Consider the following 20,046-nt stretch of genomic DNA (forward strand, 5'->3'; position numbering starts at 1 on the left):
ATCTTTTAAAAAAAGTTATGCTTAAATAATAGCATAACCTTTAGAAAGTTATTATTAGTTTTGCATTGGATAAGGTGTTCCTTGTTGGACCCAATCTTCTTCTAGGACTACTTCACCACCAAACGAATTATCATAAATTATTCTTTTTTGCTCAAATCCATTCACAGCCATATTAGCTAAGGCAATATCATCATGGAAATTCTCCATATATACCCATTGAAGAGGTAAATAACCATCTGTTCTGTAATAAGAAGTATATTGAAGCTCTCCTTCTTCAGGCGAGTGTAATCTATATGTCCAATAATTTTCTTTTTGATATGAATTGGCTGAATATACCCACTTCGCACCATCGTAGAAATAAACTTTTTTATCATGTCCTACTGAATCGGTTATTGCATCTGCTGTTCCTATAGTATTACTGACCCAAGCATCACGTACATTTTGATAAGTAAACATTGCAATAGGGTTTGACTTTCTAAATCCAGTTAAAACATCAAAATATTTTACAAAAGTTTTTGCCATTAATTGTTCTTTGTACCCTGTTTGGGTTGAAAATACATCACCATCATCCGGCCCAATTGAATAAATATGCTCTATTTTAATATCACCATATTCTGGTTGAAAACTATTAATAGAAACACTGTCTTCATAAGATAAATGATTTGAACGATTTTTCTTTAAATCTATCCAGAACTCTTTTGCTTCGGTAGTATTTTTTAATGCGGGATGGTAGTATTCCTCATATCTTTCTAGTACAATTTTTTCTTTTAATTCGCCCTTATGCTTTTTTCTCAAAAGAGTCATGTACTGATTACTTATCAATTTTACTAATGTCTTTTCATCATATTTTGTTAAGGATTCAATAATGTTAGAAACATGACTGTTATTATCTTCTTTTGCAATACTATAAGGTGAAAAGACCGTACCAAATAAAGCTAATAAACCAAGAATTATTAGTATCCTTTTCATATCTTTTTAATACTCCTCTAAAATTCCATAAAAATTTGAAAATCGCTCTAATACTTTGTTATTCTTAAGTTTGATTCTATTTATTCCTGCTTAATACTAATTTAAAATTTAATTCATAACGATCTACCCCCTCTCTTTTTTCACTTTTTAAAATTTATCTTTCTACCTAATAGACGAACCATTTTATAAAACGGTTCGATTTTTTATCAAAATTTTCTTATAAATGAAAAAATAATACAAAAGTCCTATATCATAACAGATTTACTTAATATTGTTGAGTAAGCCACAAATCTAGAAGCCTTATTTTTCCTTCTTTAAAATATTGGGAAGCTTGAATACTAGCTTCTGAATAAGTACTTCCCTCACCATACGTCGTCTTTTTTGATGCATTTCCATCTGTTGGAATTGAACTATCAGCAATAACTGACGGCGAAAAAAGAACACCCACCATTAAAATAAAAGTTAAACCCATTAATCCTAACATGCTAAACTTCCTCATTTTATTCCCTCCATATTGTTTGATTTTTGCGCAAATAAACTAGTTAAATAGATTTGCCTTTCTACCTAATAGACGAATCATTTTAAAAAAACGATGCGCTTTTTTTAAATAATTTTCTTAACATTATGAAAATTGGTACCAAAGTCCTTATATTTCTACAAATGATCTTTCGTTTTACCATATCAACATTTGCTAATCTACGTTATAATAGTTAAAAATTGCCTAAGTTTAGGAGGTGAATTCCTTGGCTCAAGAATATTTTTTGAATGTAAAAAAGAATGACCCCTTCAAAGAAGAGATTTTTGAAAAATATTATTATAAGGTTTACTCAACAGCCTATTACATCACAAAAGATGAATTCATTGCTCAAGATGTCACACAAGAAACCTTTATTAAAGCCTTTAATCAATTTCATACTTTAAAAGACCTTAACAAGGTTGGTCCTTGGTTAGGGAGCATCACGACAAGAACAGCAATTGATTTTCTAAGAAAAATAAAAAAATGGAACGATTTTACGATTAATGACGTCTATATAGATAGAAACCCGTCTAATCCACTAATTTCTCCTGTTGAAAAAATACTTGAAGATCAATACCTAAGAAAACTAATCCAAGAACAAGCATCAAAATTAAAACCTGATTACAGGGAACTATTAATATTAAAATATGACTATGGTCTCAAAGATGAAGAGATTGCGGAAAAATTACACCAAAGTCTAGGAACAGTAAAATCCAAGATTCACCGAGCGAAACAAAAATTAATAGAAAATGTTCGAAAGCAAATGAAAGGAAAAGGAAGTGAATTAGGATGACCGATCAAAAAAATGTTAATTTTGATCAATTGATGAAAGAAGTCATTCTTGAGGAAATCGAAAAATGTCCACCTCCACGATTGTCAAAGGAAGAAGCATGGGAAGCGATTCAGAAGAAATTAAGAGAAAATAACAATCCATGGAAAAGATTTTTTCGATCGAAGAAAAAGTCATTGTATACTTCTTCTCTTATTCTTATTCTACTACTTACAGCTATACTAATCCCACAAAACGGTTCAGCATTTAGTAAAGTAACAGAAATCTTTTTTAAGGTGAAAGGGCCAGTAACCCAATTGTTTACAAGGGTCAGTAGTCAAACAGATCAAAAAGGTAAAAATCCCCCTCCTGATTCGGATCAATTTTCTGTTGTTGAAGGTTCCGAAATTGTGAGTGTTCAAATGAGTCTAGAAGAAGCCAAAAATAATACTGCTTTCCCTATTAAAATACCAAAACAAGTTCCTAGTGAATTTAATTTGATGAATGTAACCGTATTGCAACAGCAAAATGAAAAGAGTGATAACATCTATCTTCATTTTAGGAGTGATACAAGAAGTTTTTCAATTAACGAAATGACGATTGGTGACGGATTTGGCTCAGGTTCGATTGTGGATACTGATGATACAAAAGTGGAAAAAGTGTTATGGTATGATCGAGAAGCTTCATTATTAACATTTAAAAATGGAATTGTGAAACTTTTCTGGGTGGATCAAAATCTTTATTATTCGATTGAAGGCCAATTAACAAAAGAAGAAATCATCCAAATTGCAAAGTCCTTATAAACAGAAGGCGGAAAGATTTTTCCTTCCACCTTTTTTTATATCACTATTTGCTCTGCAATTGTTCGACTAATTTTCTTCTTAATAGTTTTTTTGCAGCGTTTCGAGGGAGTTCGTCTACAAATGTAAAGGAGACGGGAACTTTATATTTTGCAAGTCTTTCTTTACAAAACGAGATCAATTCTGCTTCCGTAACCTCTTGTCCTTCTTTTACTTTCACAAAGGCCACAGGGATTTGTCCCCATTTTGGATCAGATTGACCCACCACTCCAGCTTCTTCAATGGCTGGGTGTTCTAAGATGACCGATTCCACTTCGGCTGGGTAGATATTTTCTCCACCCGATATGATTAAGTCCTTTCTCCGGTCAAGAACAAAGAGGAATCCATCTTGATCAAGATAACCTATATCACCAGTACGTAACCAACCATCATAGATTACTTCGTTTGTCGCTTGTTCATTTCCAAAATAGCCTTTTGTTACATTAAACCCTTTTACAACGATTTCCCCTGCTTCTCCTGCCTTCATTTCCCGATCTCCATCTACAATTTTTATTTGTGATGGGAATAAGGGTTTACCGGCTGAACCCAATTTATCCAACATATACTCTGGTGCAAGGGTAACGATCTGCGAAGCGGTCTCTGTCATTCCATAGGTTTGAAACACAGGAATCGCTAACTGTTTACTTTTGGCAAGTAATGGTTGAGGGATCGACCCGCCTCCTAAAAGGACACAGCGAAGGGACTCCGGATAAGAGGAGTCACCTAAATCCTCGATCATCTGAGAAAGCATGGTACTCACCACGGAAATAAGAGTCACTCGATCTTCTTTTATCGATTGATTCACCTTTTTCGCATCAAACTTTTTATGTAATACGACAGCAATCCCATAGACCACACTTCGAACCAAAATGGATAAACCACTGACATGGAAAAATGGTAGACAAGCTAACCAGCGATCATTCACATCTAATCCTAAATTTAGTGCAGAGCCAATTGCGCTCCACCAATGGTTACCATAGGTTAACATAACTCCCTTTGGTTTTCCTGTAGTACCCGATGTATACAAGATGGTAAAAGTCTGGTTTAAATCAATCTCAGTTTGAATGGCACCTTCAATTAGTTTGGTACGATAAAGTTCTTCTACACGAACTACTGATAATCCCTTACCATTTGGTTCTGGAACTTGCTCCGCATATTCTTGATCAAAAAGTAAATAGTCTACTTTTGCATCTTGCAATTGATAAGCAATTTCTTGTCTGCTTAATCTTGTGTTTAAGGGAATCACCACTGCACCCACATAGGTTAAAGCATGAATGATTTCAACCGTATACAGGTCGTTATTTAGCAAGAAGGCCACATGGTCTCCTTTTTTCATGCCTAAACCATACATGCGATAAGCGAGCATTCGTACATTTTGGTGCAATTCAGAAAAGGTCCATGTCTGGCCTTCGATCTGTAATGCGATACGATTAGGGGTAAGCTCAGCTCTTTTATAAAGCCAATTCAACATCTTCTCTTCCATCTTCCTTGGCCTCACTTAATGGCTTATGGAAAACGTGGGAATTGTTTAAAGTCTGGATTTCTTTTTTCTTTAAAAGCATCGCGACCTTCTTTTGCTTCATCGGTCGTGTAGTAAAGAAGGGTTGCATCCCCAGCCAATTGCTGTATTCCAGCTAATCCATCTGTATCAGCATTAAAGGCTGCCTTTAAGAAGCGAAGAGCTGTTGGTGATTTTTCTAGCATTTCTTCACACCATTTAACCGTCTCTTCCTCTAGCTTTTCAAGAGGTACAACTGTGTTGACCAAACCCATTTCTAAAGCTTCTTGGGCATTATATTGGCGACATAAGTACCAGATTTCTTTTGCTTTTTTGTGACCAACAATTCGAGCTAGATAGCCTGCACCATAACCAGCATCAAAGCTACCTACTTTAGGTCCTGTTTGGCCAAAGATGGCATTATCTGCAGCAATCGTTAAGTCACAAACGACATGTAGCACATGGCCACCTCCAATTGCATATCCAGCAACCATTGCAACCACAGGTTTTGGAATGACACGGATCAAACGCTGCAAGTCAAGAACATTTAAACGAGGGATTTGATCATCACCTACATAACCACCATGACCACGTACCTTTTGGTCACCACCTGAACAGAATGCTTGATCACCTGCTCCTGTTAAAATGATGACACCGATTTTGGAATCATCCCTGGCATAGGCAAAGGCATCGATCATCTCCATCACTGTTTTTGGACGAAATGCATTTCGCACTTCAGGACGGTTGATCGTAATTTTTGCAATTCCATTGTATGTCTCATACAGAATGTCTTCATATTCCCTTTCTTTTACCCACTCAATAACCATTATAATAATCCTCCTTTGTTTTATGTAATGCCAAATGATTCTTTAAAATATTGATATATTGAGCTGGTTGTTCAAGATGAACGGTATGACCAGCATGTTCAACAATAATATGTTTGCTATCCCTCAATCGATTAGCCATTTGCTGCCCAATTCGGCAAAACTTCTCATCCTTTTCTCCCGTTATGATTAGAACGGGGAGCTCAAACTGTGATAAATGATCCCACCATGACGGTTGTTGACCTGTCCCCATTCCACGAAGACTATTAGCTAGTCCCAATGGATTGTTTTTTAACCGATTTGAACGAATACGTTGTTGTAGATCTAGTGGTAACTGTTTTTGCGTTGAGAAAAGTGGGATATTTTCCCAATAATCTACAAAAGCCTCAATCCCTTTCTCTTCGATAAAATCAGCTAAAATCCTATCCTTGTTCCTTCTCTCCTCTCTTTCCTCCTTTGAGTCAATTCCTGGAGATGCACTTTCTAAGATTAAAGAAAAGACGCGATCAGGATACTTGATGGCAAACGTTAACGCCAACCTTCCCCCCATAGAATAACCTAACAGATGTATTTTATCTAGTTTTAGCTCTGTTAAGATTTGAATTAAATCATCGCAAATTTGTTCAATATCATAGTGATTTGGATCACTAGGACTATCTGATTGCCCATGACCTAAAATATCTACCAGCACCAGTTGATAGAAAGGACTTAGAGCTTGAATCAAAGGTTCCCAGTTTTCCATTGACCCAGTAAATCCATGAAGGAGCATCAAGGTAGGACCTTGTCCAACCACCTTAACATGATAGTAAATCTGGTTAACCTCGATTCTCATCCTGATCAACCTGCACTTTCCATTTTGAAATCTTTTCAGATAAAGAATGCCAAAGCTTCCGATGAAGTTGCTCATTTTCCTGACGATTCGTAAGGATTTCGATAACATCAAGCCCTACGGTTGAGAGACTTTGATTTACGGCTAGACGGAATTCTTGCCAATCCTTGATTCGCTTATAACGTCCGCCATACATCTTCACCACATGTTCAAATTCCAAATCTAGTGGCGTACCAAACAACAATTCAAAATGCTTCTCTTGTTTGGATTGCGGTAAAAAGGAGAAAATTCCTCCACCATTATTGTTAATTAAGACAATGGTTGCATTTAATTGATGCAGCTTAGCAGCTAGCAATCCATTTAGATCATGATAAAAGGATAGATCGCCAATCACTAAAACTAAAGGAGAACCTGACACAGTTGCTCCTAATGCACTAGAGACAACCCCATCGATTCCATTGGCTCCTCGATTAGCCATCGTTCGTAGTGGCTTATCCGTGTTAGCCAAAAAGGTATCCAAATCTCTAACAGGCATACTATTTCCAACAAAGAGAATTGCATGTTCTGGAAGAAGCTGCTGTAGTTCAATGACGACCTGTCCCTCAAATAAGGATTCCATCTTACCAAAGGTTTGCATATGGGACTGACTGATTTCATTTAATTGCTTCCATTTTGTCCCCCATAATGAAGGTTCTTTTTGTTTTTCTAGATACTCAGCAAGCGAGTAACTAAAACGGATTGGATCTGCATAAATCATTTTGGATGCCATCAGGGTTGGTTCTCGCCAGCCTTGATCTTGGTCAATAATGATTTGACGTGCCTCTGAATGGTGTTGTATATACTGTAACAATGCTTTTGAAATCGGCATTGCCCCAAAACGGAGAATCAACTCTGGTTTAAAGCTCGTTTTTACTTCGTCATTGCGTAAAAAGGAATCATAGCTATCGATCACCCATTGCTTGCTATGGCTCCCCGTGCGAAGAGGTGACAATGGATCAGCTAAAATTGGAAACTGAAGCTTATCTGCTAATCGTGTAAGAGCTTGACTAAGTTCAAGGTGATCTTCAGGACCACAAATAATCAAACCATTCTCAACTTCCTGCAGCTCTTCTGCTAGAAGCTTAAGTTCATCACTGCTTAGTTCTAGATTCCCTTTCGTCACTTTTATGTATGGTTTCCCTTCACTTCTACCCTTTTCCCATAAATTTTGTAAATCTAAGTTGGGAACAAGAGGTTCACGCAAAGGAAAATTAAGATGAACAACTCCCGCTGGCCCATTTGCCGCCATTGCTACTGCTCTTCCAGCCATCGTACGAACATAATGTAACATAGAGAACGTGCTCTCCGGTAAGGCCATGTCAACAAACCATTTTGCATATTTTCCATATAAATGAATTTGATCAATCGCCTGAGGAGCCCCTACATCCCTTAATTCATGAGGACGGTCTGCCGTTAAAACAAGTAAAGGAATTCTAGATTGATATGCTTCAACAATAGCTGGCAAATAGTTCGCAGTTGCAGTCCCAGATGTACTAAGTAGTACGATAGGTTTTCTCATTTCTTTTGCCATCCCTAAAGCAAAGAAACCTGCAGATCGTTCATCAGCATGCATCCATACTTTAATCTTAGGGTGCTCTGCCATCAGGATGGCTAATGGTGTAGACCTTGATCCTGGGCTAACCACGACATCACAAATACCTAATCTTGCCAGTTCATCAACAAAAGATGCGAGATAATAGGTCATTGCCTCGTTACTCATTTATTTTACCCCCAATTGCCGTTAACATTGGTTTAAATTTGATCATTGTTTCCTCATATTCACTTTCTGCAATTGAATCCTCAACGATTCCACACCCAGCAAACAATGAAGCCAAATGATGATAAATCATTCCAGAACGAATGGCCACTACAAATTCACCATTTCCCTGCCTATCTAACCAACCAACAGGAGCACCATACCAACCCCGATCTAGAATCTCTTCTTTTCGAATCAATTCCATTGCTTGTTCTCTAGGGTACCCACCTAATGCAGGGGTAGGATGCAATCGCTCGACCATGTCTAAGATTGAAGTGGAATCACTATATCCGACAATAGGGGTATATAGATGTTGAACATCTTTTAATTTATATAATATGGGTTCAGATGGAGTCACTACCTTACTACACCCTTCTTCCATTGCAGATCGAATCATTTGTACCACAAGATCATGTTCATAGCGATTTTTACGATCATGTAGTAGTTGTTGGCCTAATTCTACATCTTGTTCAATGGTTTTTCCACGACGGATGGTTCCTGCTAAGCAAGTGGTTAAGAGTTGATTCCCTTCTTTTTTCACCAATCTTTCAGGTGAAGCACCAATAAAACATTTTTCTCCATTCTCTATCGCAAAAATATAGCTTGCCGGTTGCTGTTCGCGTAAACGATAAAGGATATCTTCTGCTAGAATTGTATCGGTTGCTTGAAGCTGAAGTTCACGGGCTAAAACGACTTTCTCTAAGCGGCCTTGTTGAATCTGATGAGTAGCCTTCCTTACAGAATGTATCCATGATTCAGGTTCAACCTCTTGGATCATTGTCTTGTAAGACTGATCTTTTTCACAATCCAAGCTTTCTTCTTTCTCTTTTAGTAACGTGTTTAATTCATTCTCTAGCTTCATTGCAGTTTGCTCGGGATCATCATCTTCAGCAACTTGAAGATTGATAGTTAACCAGCTATCTCCTCTTAAATGGGTTAACATAAAGGCAGGTAAAAACATCATTCCATCTTTAAATTCTTGCCATAAACTTGATTTAGGTTTGTAAGGATCAAAAGAAAAACCACCAAGCAAAAGAGGGCCTGTTCCTATTACGCTACCCTCAGACTCATCATTTAATATGATCTGATCTAACAATTTCGTCCATTTTTCCTTTACAGTTTGAAAGCGCATCTCTTTTTCTGCTTCGATTACATAGATATTTCCAACCCCAACAATAGACATCTCACCTGATGGGTCTGACCAAAAAAGTCGTTGTCCAAAAAATAACTCTGCTCCATTTCTAAAAAAATGTAATGGATCTATGGGTTCAATTTTTTTAACGTAAGATATAATGAAGGCTCTTCCCGTTTGTTGTGAATTCTTAATTCCATCATAAATCCATTTGGGATATATATTTTTGTTGGTTGTGATCATAAGAATCCTCCATTACTAAAAAAATGAATGGACGTTCATTTCTTCTATTATTATATATGTAATTGATCTCATTGAAAAGGATTGACTTCAACAAGTAGATAAATGATAAACTTAAAGATATCATTTGAAATGTCTTTCATCTAACTGGAGGTCTTAACGATGGATCTTATCCAACATACCATTCATGCAGCATTAGGGATTGAAATTGTAAAATTAGAACAAGACCAAGTGGTTTTAAGTATGCCTGTTGGTCCTAATACAAGACAACCCATGGGTTACCTTCACGGTGGTGCTTCTGTCGTTCTTGCTGAATCAGCTGCAAGTATTGGAACAATGCTCAATATCAATCAAGAAACGGAAGCTGCATTTGGGATTGAGATCAATGCGAATCATCTTCGTAGTAAAAAAGACGGAATTGTTTATGCAACAGCAACCCCTGTACATAAAGGAAAGACCATGATGGTTTGGCAGATCGATATTACAGATGAAGAAAATAAAAAAGTTTGTGTTTCCCGATGCACTGTGGCCATCGTCGCTAAAAGATAATCCTTATCCCATATTTATGATTTTATTTTCTCTATCTATCTTTTTTTCAACATGTTACACTATAATTATAGTGATAACATTTAAAATAATGAGGTGAAATTTGATGAAATACCGCCAGTTACCAGGAAACGATTTTAAAGTGTCTGAAGTAGGGTTTGGGGTCTGGACTGTTGCTACCAAATGGTGGGGTGTGACAGATGAAGAATTGGGAAAGAAACTTTTACGTTCTGCTTATGAAGATTACGGAATCAATTTCTTCGATACAGCGGATGTTTATGGGAATGGACGTGGTGAAACGATCATCGCTGAAGCATTAAAGGATAAACGCCATAACTTATTTTTTGCAACAAAAGGTGGTTATGATATTTATACCAACCGCGGTGAGAGAACTGGACACTCTGAATTGCCTCAAGATTGGCGCCCTGAATCAATGCGTCGTTCACTAGAAGAAAGTCTAAAACGACTACAAACAGACTACATTGACCTTTATCAATTACATAATGCAAGAATGAGTACGATTCAAAGTGACCTTGTTCTGGAAACACTAGAACGATTTAAAGAAGAAGGTAAAATTCGCTTTTATGGTGTTGCCTTAGGCCCTGATATTGGTTGGAAAGATGAAGGACTTGCCGCAATTGAAAAATATGATGTGGTTCATGTGATCAATAATATTCTAGAACAAGATCCTGCAAGAGACTTTTTCCCTTATGCAGATCAACATCAAACTTCCCTTATTGTTAGGGTTCCACATGCCTCAGGTCTGTTAGATGGTACTTATGATCCTGACAAACATTTTGATAAAAGCGATCATCGTAATCATCGCCCAATAGAATGGATGAAAGCAGGATTAGATGTTGTACGAGAGCTTAAGCCTTTGTATCAAGAAAAAGATCGTACGATTGGCCAGTTGGCTATTCTTTTTTCCTTAGCTAGACCTTCTGTGAAATCGGTCTTCCCTAACATTACTAATGAAGAGAATTTAAAGGAGTTTTCCGAGAGTTCAGATAAACAACCTCTCACTCAAGAGGAAATGGATAGAATTGAATCCCTATGGGTCAATGGCTATGCAGAAAGATTGGCTCAACCATTTGCCAACAGCAAAAACAAACCCGCTAAACTTGTTGAAGAATAATAGAATACAAATATACCCACCAAAAAGGTGGGTTTTATTTTATATCATAATTGTCATCAAATCTTTACATTTTTATTGGATTTGTACAACAAAGAAAAGCTAAAATCAAATATACTTTTTTATAGAAATAAAAAAAAGCAGGGAGAGTAGATGATGGAACAAAAATTCTTTGTCACTTGCCTAATGGTGAAAAATGGAGAAATCCTCATGCTTCAGAAGGAAAAAGGCCGCCATATCGGTTCTTGGCTTTTTCCTGGGGGAGAAATCAAAGATCATGAAAGCCCATTAGATACGGTAAAAAGAGAGATTCTGCGAGATACAGGTCTAAGCTTAAACAACCTAGAATTAAGGGGAATTGTTCACTTTATGATGCAGCCAAATCCTGAAGATGATGTTCTAGCAAAAACAACATTGTATGTATTTTATTCAGAGGATTTCTCTGGAGAACAAACCGCTTCAAATAAAGGAAAACTAGAATGGATCCCTTTAGACGAGATTTGGGATCGACCAGTAGGCAGAAATGATAAACTGTTTGTCCCGCCAATGCTAGAAAAACAACAAGTAACTTTTGCTAGATTTTATCATAATCGAGATAAAACGCTTGTACGTTATCTCATTGATTAATACTACAATCTATTGATACCACAAGGGATGATTTTAAAATCATCCCTTTTTGTTTGAAATAAACGAAGAGGTTTCCCTAGCTTAAATTCCTTTCTTCGTAAAAGTTCTTGATATTCTCCTACTTCTGGCTCTTTAACATATGGCAACTTTTGCAAAGCCTTAATTGAGCGTAGATTTTCTTGATCGACAAAAAATAAAACGACTTCTATATTCATTTCTTCAAAAGTGTCATTTAAGACCTTTTCTTTCAGTTGTTGATTAAATCCTTTTCCCCAGTCTCTTTTTCTAATCCATGTACCCATTTCTGCTACACGATTTTCCTCATCAATCTTTAGAAGAAAAACACCACCAATCATTTCCCCGTTCTGATTCCAAATGGTTCGATGATAGGCTTGCCCTACCCATTCTAACCATTCCATCTGCTTTAGCCATTCTGTATAAGCTAGATAAGAGAACAAGGGGAGATCCAAATATCTTTTAACCTCTTCTTTTTTTAGGTAGTTGTACATGTTTACTGCCCATTCCCATTGAAAGGGCTTAAACAGAAGTTGATTTTTAGCTACCACCATTTCTTTTCACCATCAACGATAGATTTTATGCTTTTTTAGTATAAACCACATAAACCGTATCTTTTCTTTTCGCATAAACTATAAAAAAACATCATGATTGGATTTGTATTTATTATAACAATCGTATTTATCTTACCATAAAAGTGTAACGAATAGGAAAAGGAGGGGATATAGTGTCGACTGAAATCGTAGTTTCAGCTGTTGGAGATATTCTAATGTGGAACAGTCAAATTGAAGCAGCTAGAATTCCTAATAAAAGAAGTTATTCATTTGACCATCTGTTTACTGAAATCGCACCTTATCTTAAGACTGCAGACCTCACGATTGGCAATCTAGAAACAACCCTGTCAGGAAGAGAGAAAATATATCAACAAAAAAGTGATAAAACAGGTTATCCCATGTTTAATTGTCCTGATGAATTAGCACCAGCTCTGAAAAAAGCAGGCTTTGACGTGATAACAACTGCTAATAATCATTGTATGGATCGCGGTGTAAAAGGTTTAAATAGAACGTTAGATATTCTTGATCGATATGAAATTGAACATACAGGTACATTCCGAACATATAAAGAATCAAAGAATTTACTCATTAAAACGATTAAAGGTATTAAAATAGGTATTCTGAATTATACTTATGGAACCAACTATATCCCGGTTCCTAAGGATCAGCCTTGGTTAGTTAATCGAATTAACCTCAAAAAAATATTAGCTGACTTATACCGTATCAAACCGAAAGTAGATGTAACGATTGTTTCATTACATTTTGGTAGGGAATTTCATCGTTATCCTAGTAAAAGACAAATAGAAATTACAAATACACTATTAAAACATGGAGCCGATATTATCTTAGGTTCCCATCCCCATGTGATTCAACCCATGGTTTTGAAAAATGTAACAAGGTTTGATGGAACCACAAAAAAGGGGGTCGTGATTAACTCATTAGGGAACTTCATTTCCAAACGAATGTGGAAAAATATCCACACAGAAAGCGGAGTTATTGTAAATATTACTGTTGAAAAAAATGAAAAAGGAGAAACGAATATTAAAAAGATTGATTACGTCCCCACATGGACACAACAGAATCATAAACTTCGCAAAATTCGTTATAGAGTCTTACCTATTGAAAAGTTCTTACGCCAACCAGACTCCCATTTATCCACCGAAGAGATTCGCACAATGAAAAAAATATGGAAGAACACGACAACTCATATAGAGCAAAAAAGCCATTTATAATCAAATGGCTTTTTTGCTGTACGCAATCAGATATTTTACGGTTTCATTCATTCTAATTCCATGTGATGCCTTCACTAAAATCGTCGTATTTGGCCTTAAATACTTAGTGAGAAAATGATTTAATTTTTCTTTGTTGGTAAAGTGAAATACTCTTTTTGGAGGAAACCCTAATTCTTTAGCTGCCTTTCCAATCAAGGTTGCATCTTTTCCATATGTGTAAAGGTAATCCACTTTTTTCTTTACAATGTATTTTCCCACTTCTTGATGAGCTCTTTTTGAGTATTTTCCCATTTCTAACATTGTACCTAAAACGGCTATATTCATTCCCTTCCCTATTTGCGATAAAACATCAATCGCTGCTTTCATCGCATGAGGGTTGGCACTATAGGTATCATCAATGATTTTTATGCCATTTGGAAGTTGGTAAATATTAAGTCTTCTCCATGGTCGCTTAAATGATTTTAATCCTTCTTGAATTTCTTTCGGCGTAAAACCTAAATGGTTTGTCACTGCGATTGCACTTAATGCATTATAAATATTGTGTTTACCTAAGGCTGAGATGTAAAATTCATATTCTTTATTTTCTAATGATATCTTAAACGTCATACCATTTCTTAGAAAATTGATATTCTTGGCCTGAATATCTGCCTTTTGATCAATTCCCACGGTTAGTATTTTCCCTTTAAACTTCTTGGTATTTAATAATTTAGAATATTCATCATCCGCATTGATTACAAGTAAGCCTGTTTGTTTCATATATTGAATCAGTTCTGATTTTGCTTTGGCAACACCCTCAATCTTTCCATTAAAATTGCCAATATGTGCTGTTCCAACATTTGTAATAATTCCAATGTTTGGTTGAATGATCTGGCAATGTCGTCGAATCCCACCTGCATGTAACATTGCATATTCAAGCACAAGAGCCTTATGGTAGGGTTGAATCATATTTGCATATTTTGCTGTATGTTTGTAAGTATTGGCATTACCTTGTGTTTTTAAAATTTTATACCGTTTTTGTAGAATAGATGCAACCATTTCCTTTGTTGTTGTTTTACCAGCACTCCCTGTTATCGCGATGACAGGAATACTAAGAATCATAGGATTAGGCAATACAAAATCCCCTCCCCCCATCTGCCATTAATAGAGCATCTTAATGTTATACTATGTAAAATGCTAATCAAATGTATAGGCAAAGATGAAAAAAACCTCTTGAATGATTTTACACTCAAGAGGTTTTGTCTAACTTATAAATATATCTTAAGAAAGTTTCCACTCTTTCCAAATCTTCCCTACTAATTCTGGGCTTGGTTTTAATGTCGGTTGCCCAGGTGTCCATCCTGCTGGTGTTACTTCTGTATAGTTTGAGTTACGAACATGTTGGAAAGCTTGGATTTGACGAAGGGTTTCATCAACACGACGCCCAACTGGTGGAGTTAATACTTCCATTGCTTGGATTACACCATCAGGATCAATGATAAAGCGGCCACGCATATCAACGCCTTCACTTTCTTTATACACTCCATATTTTCTTCCTATATCCCCATTATCTGATAACATTGGGAACTTTACGCCACCATCAACCATTTTAGATAATTCTTCATCATTCCACATTTTGTGAACAAACATGCTATCTGCACTTACAGATAGTACTTGTACGCCTAGAGCTTCAAATTCAGCTTGTTTAGCAGCAACTGCTGCTACTTCAGTTGCTCAGACATAAGTAAAATCACCTGGATAGAAGCAGAGCATGATCCATTTGCCGGCATAATCTGAAAGTTTTACCTCAGTAAATTTCCCTTGATGATAAGCTTTAGCTGTAAAATCAGGTGCTTTTTGTCCAACTTGAACCATTCTTTTTCCTCCCTTAAACCTTTTATTAGTAAGCTCACTTTACTAGTATAATTCAGCTTCATTCATTTCATTCTTTGATCTAGTTAAAATTTTACCAAAGAAATTTCTACCAATCAATTTATTTTTTCACTTTTCTATACTTTTAAGTTTAGTATCTTTCTTCGGCTTGATCTCTCCCTTAATAAGTGAGAACCTTTCAAATTTGGATAAATTCTATTTTCTATCAAATACTAATTGAAGAAATCTTAGGAGGTGATTTTTACTTGTTTGAATACATTTTCAACAAAATCTTAAACAGTATGACTGATGAGATGATTCACAAGATCATGACAGAACCCTATGATAATAATTTGTTAGAAGGTCTTACTGTTACACAACGATTAGGAATTCGTTCTATCATAGAGGCTGGAATTAGAGCCCAATCGGGACAAAGTATCACTCGCCCTTTAGGAAGTCCAATCAATCATTCTCATTGGGATTTACTCTACTTGAATTCGACTCAACTCTTTCAATTACCTACGATGGAAGGAGTTCCTATTGATACGAGTGTAACGATCGGACCGCGTGCAAAAAAACCACTTCATTTAAGTATACCAATCATGATTACTGGCATGTCCTATGGAGGTTCTCTAAGCTTAAATGCCAAAGTAGCTTTAGCAAAGGGGGCAACCATGGCTGGAACGAGCACCAATACGGGTGAATCGGCCGTTTCTGATGAAGAGAGGTCTGCTGCTGCTCTACTCATTGGTCAGTTAAATCGTGGACACTTTATGATGCCAGACGACCTAAAGCAATTAGATGCAATTGAAGTTCAGCTTGGTCAAGGTGCATACGGAAATGCTACACCTTCCACAAAAAAAGCGTCAGAAATCGATGAACATTTAAGAAAAACTTGGCGATTAGAAGAGGGCCAAGACGCAGTATTTAGCTCTAGGCTAAAGGGAGTAAATAGTCCTCAAGATGTCATCCAACTTCTTAATCAATTAAAACAAGACTATGATGTACCCATTGGAATTAAAATAGCGGCTAATCACCATATCGAGAAAGAATTGGCAGTGATCATCCAGTCTGATGTGGATTACATTGTAATTGATGGGGCTGAAGGAGGAACAGCTGTTGCTTCTTCCTTACTACAAGACCATGTTGGATTGCCTACCATTTATGGACTTTCCCGGACAATCCGCTATTTAGAAGAACAAGGTGTACGAGATAAATATCAAGTGATCGTCGCAGGAGGGATGAAAGACCCTGGTGTATTCTTAAAAGCAATAGCTTTAGGGGCAGATGCAGTCTATATTGGAACCATTGCCTTAATGGCCTTAGCACAATCTCAAGTAGAAAAAACATTACCATTTAGTCCTCCACCGCAACTACTACTTCATACTGGTAAAATGATTGACAAATTAGATATTGAAGAAGGAGCTAAGCATTTAGCTAACTTCTTAAACTCATCGATTGAAGATATGAAACTTGCAGTTATTGGGTTAGGGAAAACTGCTTTTAGTCAACTAAGTCGAAACGATCTTGTCAGTGTAAATAAGGATTTGGCAAACGCATTAAACATTGGCTATTCAGGAGAGCCAAACCCTTAATCTTTTCAAATGAATGACAAAGAGCCCACAAATGTAAAAATAGGCCTCTTTTCAAAAAAAAGAAAAGAGGCTTCTTTATCAATCAACAACCAGAACATATAGTTTTTTAGGTCCATGAACCCCAATAGTTAACACCATCTCAATATCAGAAGTACGACTAGGCCCGGAAATAAAATTGATCAGTGAAGGGAGCTGACCTTTTTCATTTATTGTTTCTTTAATTTTTTTCATCGCTTGAGTAATCCTAGGCACAATTTTTTCAGCGGGTAAAATAGCGATATGAACTTCAGGCAATAAGCTCACGCTTCTTCCTCTTCCACCTTGGTTAAATAGCATGATCGTACCTGTTTCGGAAAGCCCTAAGTCGGCCATCGTAATCCCAATTTGGCTTTGTTCAGCATAAGGGACTAAGGAATCAAACTTTTTATTTATATCCCATTTCACATATTCTGCTTTCCCTTGTAAATGTTTCTCAAGTTGATATCCCTCTATATCAGGATCATCCCAAGTAATGACTTTTTTGGCTTGATGTTCAACGATGATTTGGTCGATTTCTTTTGTTACCATATCAGAAGAAACTCTTTTGACATGTCCACCAATATCCTGCAAATTCTTAATAAATTGATTAATAAATCCATTTTGATCTAAATCTTGATACAGATGATCCCAAGGAAAATGCTCATGCTTTGGTGAAGTAACACCTGACTTTCGATCACGACCTAGTCTTTTGGCCAGATGATTTAAGAACTTTTCTTGGTTTTGATTTGTCATTATGCTCATTGTTTACCAGCATCCTTTCCTTCTTTATTCCACCAATCTCTAAAAGTCTCTTTTGCTGGTCGAGGCAGATCCTTGACATCTGTCCAATTCTTTAAAACCGGTAATGATTTATCAAAATATTCATCTTTTGTAAAGGGACTAGATAATGGTCTTGCAGCCTTTATTGCTTTTTCATATAAGCCTTGATTGCCCATCACCATACCAAAGCCTTTCATTGCAATCCTTTCAGCCCAGGCAGTTTTCTTGCTATCCACATAATCCTTACGATGTTCCACCAACAATTCAGCTAATGGAATCTTAACAGGACACACCTCTGAACATGCATAACACAATGTTGAAGCAAAAGGTAACTCCTTGTGTTCGTCTTTTTCTCCTAATAATGGTGATAAAACGGCTCCTATTGGACCTGGATAAACGCTGCCATAGGCATGACCGCCAATATGGCGATAGACTGGGCATACATTGATACATGCACCACAGCGGATACATTTTAGAACCTCTTGATATTTTGTCCCTAGAATTTCGGAACGTCCATTATCGACGATGACCACATGTAATTCTTCCGGACCATCCACATCTTCTTCCCGCTTTGGACCGGTAAAAGCGGTTACATAACTTGTGATTTTCTGTCCTGTCGCAAATCTTGGCAACAAGGAAACAACGACGTCTAAATCCTCCCACGTAGGTACAATTCTTTCCATTCCCATAATTACAATATGGGTTTTGGGAAAAGAAGTAGACATACGAGCATTTCCTTCATTGGTTACCAATATAAAGGAACCCGACTCTGCTACAGCAAAATTACAACCAGTAATTCCAACCTCTGCCTTTAGATATTCCTGACGTAGTTTTTGTCTTGCAAACGCCGTTAGCTTTTCTGGATCTGCAGGTAACTCTTCCCCAGCTACTTTTGAGAATAATTCTGCAACCTGTTCCTTATTTTTGTGAATAGCGGGAACAATAATATGAGAAGGTTTTTCTCCAGCTAGTTGAATGATATATTCACCCAAATCTGTCTCAACCATCCGGATCCCAATCTCTTCTAAAGCTTCATTAAGATGCATTTCTTCAGATACCATTGATTTTGATTTAACAATGGAATGAGTATCTTTTTCCTTCACTACTTTTTTAATATAGTCTAAAGCATCTGAGTCTGTTGGGGCAAAGTGTACATGTCCACCTAACTTGCGCACATTTGTTGCAAATTGTTCTAAGTAGCTATCCAAATTCTCGATTGTGTGTCTTCTAATTTGGCTTGCCCTTTCCTTCCATTCTTCGATATTGCCTAATTCTTCCGACCTAGCCTGTCTTCCATCACGAAATCTAGTTTGTGCCCGCTGAAGCGAAAGTTTAAGGAATTCATCCTCCTTTGATTTTTTTACTCGATCAACGAAAGCTTGTTGGGTTTCATTACTCATTTGTTCGCCAACCCCCGTTCTAATAATTCTGCGATATGCATCATTGGAAGCGGTTTACCATTATGACGTAACCGACCACCAATGTTCATTAAACAAGCCATATCGGTTCCAACTAAGATCTTAGCCCCTGTTTCTAACACATGCTCAGATTTCTCTTGAACCATTTCCTCAGATATCAGGTGATTTTTAACTGAAAAGGTTCCACCAAATCCACAACAATCCTCTGCATTTGGAATAGGCACAAATTTTAATCCTTTAACCGCTTTCAACATTGCCTCTGGTTGATCAACAACCCCCATTCCTCTACGAGTATGACAAGCAATATGCAAGGTTACTGCTGTATTCAACTCTGCCCCCACATCGGTAATACCTAATACATCAACAAAAAACTGAGAAAATTCATACACCTTTTTAGATAATGCCACTGCCTTTGGATACCATTCTGGGTCATTTTCAAAGAGTTCTGGATAGTGAACTTTTAACATTGAGCTGCAAGAACCAGATAAGCCAATAATGTATTCACTGTTTTCAAATGCTCGTATCATCTGTTTAGCTGCTTGACGAGTTTCCTCCATGTAACCACTATTATAAGATGGCTGTCCACAACAAGTTTGTCCTTGTGGGAAATCAACCTCTACGCCAAAACGTCGTAACAGATTGACTGCCGCCTTCCCCGCATCTGGATAAAACATGTCTGTAATACATGTTGCAAAAAGCGATACCTTCATTTCTCCTCACACCCATTCATAAGATTGTATGGTCATCAGATGACCTGCCTATAAAAACAACCTCATCACTTCATGAGGTTGTTCTATGATCTACTCCTTTTATTTTATCTCACATATTCTGTAGGTACAATAGAAAATTTGTGAACTACCCGCCACCAA

Annotated in this window: 19 protein-coding genes and 1 pseudogene; 7 read left to right on the forward strand and 13 right to left on the reverse strand. The window is 36.8% G+C overall.

Annotated features, from left to right (window positions below):
- Positions 1-54: 54 nt before the first annotated feature.
- Both U473_RS08890 and U473_RS08895 read right to left on the reverse strand, forming a co-directional pair.
- Complete coding sequence (locus tag U473_RS08890; RefSeq protein WP_068725462.1) at positions 55-969, reverse strand: hypothetical protein; 915 nt, start codon at positions 967-969, stop codon at positions 55-57.
- Positions 970-1,234: 265 nt separating this feature from the next.
- A complete protein-coding gene (locus U473_RS08895; protein WP_068725464.1) occupies positions 1,235-1,468 on the reverse strand; it encodes a hypothetical protein in 234 nt (77 codons plus the stop codon).
- 244 nt (positions 1,469-1,712) lie between these two features.
- Here U473_RS08895 and U473_RS08900 point away from each other — a divergent pair, with 244 nt between their 5' ends.
- Together U473_RS08900 and U473_RS08905 are read left to right on the forward strand one after the other, a co-directional pair.
- Positions 1,713-2,279: an RNA polymerase sigma factor gene (locus U473_RS08900; RefSeq protein WP_068725466.1), complete on the forward strand. Its 567-nt coding sequence runs from the start codon at positions 1,713-1,715 to the stop codon at positions 2,277-2,279.
- Positions 2,276-3,058 (forward strand): DUF4367 domain-containing protein, encoded by a 783-nt coding sequence (locus U473_RS08905; protein ID WP_068725468.1) that lies wholly within the window; start codon positions 2,276-2,278, stop codon positions 3,056-3,058. Before U473_RS08900 ends, U473_RS08905 begins: the two co-directional genes overlap by 4 nt.
- Positions 3,059-3,101: 43 nt before the next feature.
- Here U473_RS08905 and U473_RS08910 read toward each other — a convergent pair whose 3' ends face one another.
- Genes U473_RS08910 through U473_RS08930 form a run of 5 tightly spaced genes read right to left on the reverse strand, consistent with a single transcriptional unit; the run spans position 3,102 to position 9,415 of the window.
- Positions 3,102-4,577, reverse strand: a complete 1,476-nt coding sequence (locus U473_RS08910; protein WP_068725471.1) for an o-succinylbenzoate--CoA ligase — start codon at positions 4,575-4,577, stop codon at positions 3,102-3,104.
- 23 nt (positions 4,578-4,600) lie between these two features.
- The gene (gene menB / locus U473_RS08915) at positions 4,601-5,419 is read right to left on the reverse strand and encodes a 1,4-dihydroxy-2-naphthoyl-CoA synthase (RefSeq protein ID WP_068725473.1); all 819 of its coding nucleotides are present in this window, start codon (positions 5,417-5,419) and stop codon (positions 4,601-4,603) included.
- Positions 5,409-6,248 (reverse strand): 2-succinyl-6-hydroxy-2,4-cyclohexadiene-1-carboxylate synthase, encoded by an 840-nt coding sequence (menH, locus tag U473_RS08920; protein ID WP_068725475.1) that lies wholly within the window; start codon positions 6,246-6,248, stop codon positions 5,409-5,411. Before menH ends, menB begins: the two co-directional genes overlap by 11 nt.
- On the reverse strand, positions 6,232-8,004 hold the full coding sequence (gene menD, locus U473_RS08925) for a 2-succinyl-5-enolpyruvyl-6-hydroxy-3-cyclohexene-1-carboxylic-acid synthase (protein WP_068725477.1): 1,773 nt from the start codon (positions 8,002-8,004) through the stop codon (positions 6,232-6,234). The genes menH and menD overlap by 17 nt, the downstream gene beginning before the upstream one ends.
- Entirely contained in the window at positions 7,997-9,415 is a 1,419-nt protein-coding gene (locus U473_RS08930; protein ID WP_068725479.1) for an isochorismate synthase, read from the reverse strand. Before U473_RS08930 ends, menD begins: the two co-directional genes overlap by 8 nt.
- Positions 9,416-9,574: 159 nt before the next feature.
- On the opposite strand from U473_RS08930, the gene U473_RS08935 reads away from it, so the two are divergent.
- The 3 genes from U473_RS08935 to U473_RS08945 all read left to right on the forward strand — a co-directional run bounded on the left by U473_RS08935 (position 9,575) and on the right by U473_RS08945 (position 11,717).
- The gene (locus U473_RS08935) at positions 9,575-9,961 is read left to right on the forward strand and encodes a PaaI family thioesterase (RefSeq protein ID WP_068725481.1); all 387 of its coding nucleotides are present in this window, start codon (positions 9,575-9,577) and stop codon (positions 9,959-9,961) included.
- A gap of 103 nt (positions 9,962-10,064) precedes the next feature.
- On the forward strand, positions 10,065-11,093 hold the full coding sequence (locus U473_RS08940; RefSeq protein ID WP_068725482.1) for an aldo/keto reductase: 1,029 nt from the start codon (positions 10,065-10,067) through the stop codon (positions 11,091-11,093).
- 153 nt (positions 11,094-11,246) lie between these two features.
- Positions 11,247-11,717 carry an NUDIX hydrolase gene (locus tag U473_RS08945; RefSeq protein WP_068725484.1) on the forward strand — a complete coding sequence of 157 codons (471 nt, stop codon included), beginning with the start codon at positions 11,247-11,249 and terminating at the stop codon, positions 11,715-11,717.
- A 2-nt stretch (positions 11,718-11,719) separates the two neighbouring features.
- On the opposite strand, the gene U473_RS08950 is transcribed toward U473_RS08945, so the two are convergent.
- The gene (locus tag U473_RS08950; RefSeq protein ID WP_068725486.1) at positions 11,720-12,286 is read right to left on the reverse strand and encodes a GNAT family N-acetyltransferase; all 567 of its coding nucleotides are present in this window, start codon (positions 12,284-12,286) and stop codon (positions 11,720-11,722) included.
- 173 nt (positions 12,287-12,459) lie between these two features.
- On the opposite strand from U473_RS08950, the gene U473_RS08955 reads away from it, so the two are divergent.
- A complete protein-coding gene (locus U473_RS08955; protein ID WP_082732459.1) occupies positions 12,460-13,518 on the forward strand; it encodes a CapA family protein in 1,059 nt (352 codons plus the stop codon).
- Here U473_RS08955 and U473_RS08960 read toward each other — a convergent pair whose 3' ends face one another.
- Both U473_RS08960 and prxU read right to left on the reverse strand, forming a co-directional pair.
- Positions 13,519-14,628, reverse strand: a complete 1,110-nt coding sequence (locus U473_RS08960) for a UDP-N-acetylmuramoyl-tripeptide--D-alanyl-D-alanine ligase (protein ID WP_235589092.1) — start codon at positions 14,626-14,628, stop codon at positions 13,519-13,521.
- A 147-nt stretch (positions 14,629-14,775) separates the two neighbouring features.
- Positions 14,776-15,375, reverse strand: a pseudogene (gene prxU, locus U473_RS15250) (thioredoxin-dependent peroxiredoxin); the annotation flags it as partial.
- Positions 15,376-15,632: 257 nt separating this feature from the next.
- Between prxU and U473_RS08975 the strand changes: the two are divergent.
- Entirely contained in the window at positions 15,633-16,961 is a 1,329-nt protein-coding gene (locus tag U473_RS08975) for an FMN-binding glutamate synthase family protein (protein WP_201024172.1), read from the forward strand.
- A gap of 78 nt (positions 16,962-17,039) precedes the next feature.
- On the opposite strand, the gene U473_RS08980 is transcribed toward U473_RS08975, so the two are convergent.
- Genes U473_RS08980 through U473_RS08990 form a run of 3 tightly spaced genes read right to left on the reverse strand, consistent with a single transcriptional unit; the run spans position 17,040 to position 19,887 of the window.
- The gene (locus U473_RS08980) at positions 17,040-17,741 is read right to left on the reverse strand and encodes a LutC/YkgG family protein (RefSeq protein WP_082732461.1); all 702 of its coding nucleotides are present in this window, start codon (positions 17,739-17,741) and stop codon (positions 17,040-17,042) included.
- Entirely contained in the window at positions 17,738-19,159 is a 1,422-nt protein-coding gene (locus tag U473_RS08985) for a LutB/LldF family L-lactate oxidation iron-sulfur protein (protein WP_068725495.1), read from the reverse strand. Before U473_RS08985 ends, U473_RS08980 begins: the two co-directional genes overlap by 4 nt.
- Positions 19,156-19,887 (reverse strand): (Fe-S)-binding protein, encoded by a 732-nt coding sequence (locus tag U473_RS08990; RefSeq protein ID WP_068725497.1) that lies wholly within the window; start codon positions 19,885-19,887, stop codon positions 19,156-19,158. Before U473_RS08990 ends, U473_RS08985 begins: the two co-directional genes overlap by 4 nt.
- Positions 19,888-20,046: the final 159 nt, after the last annotated feature.

It is taken from the genome of Tepidibacillus decaturensis, from assembly GCF_001561915.1.
Taxonomy (GTDB): Bacteria; Bacillota; Bacilli; order Tepidibacillales; family Tepidibacillaceae; genus Tepidibacillus_B; species Tepidibacillus_B infernus.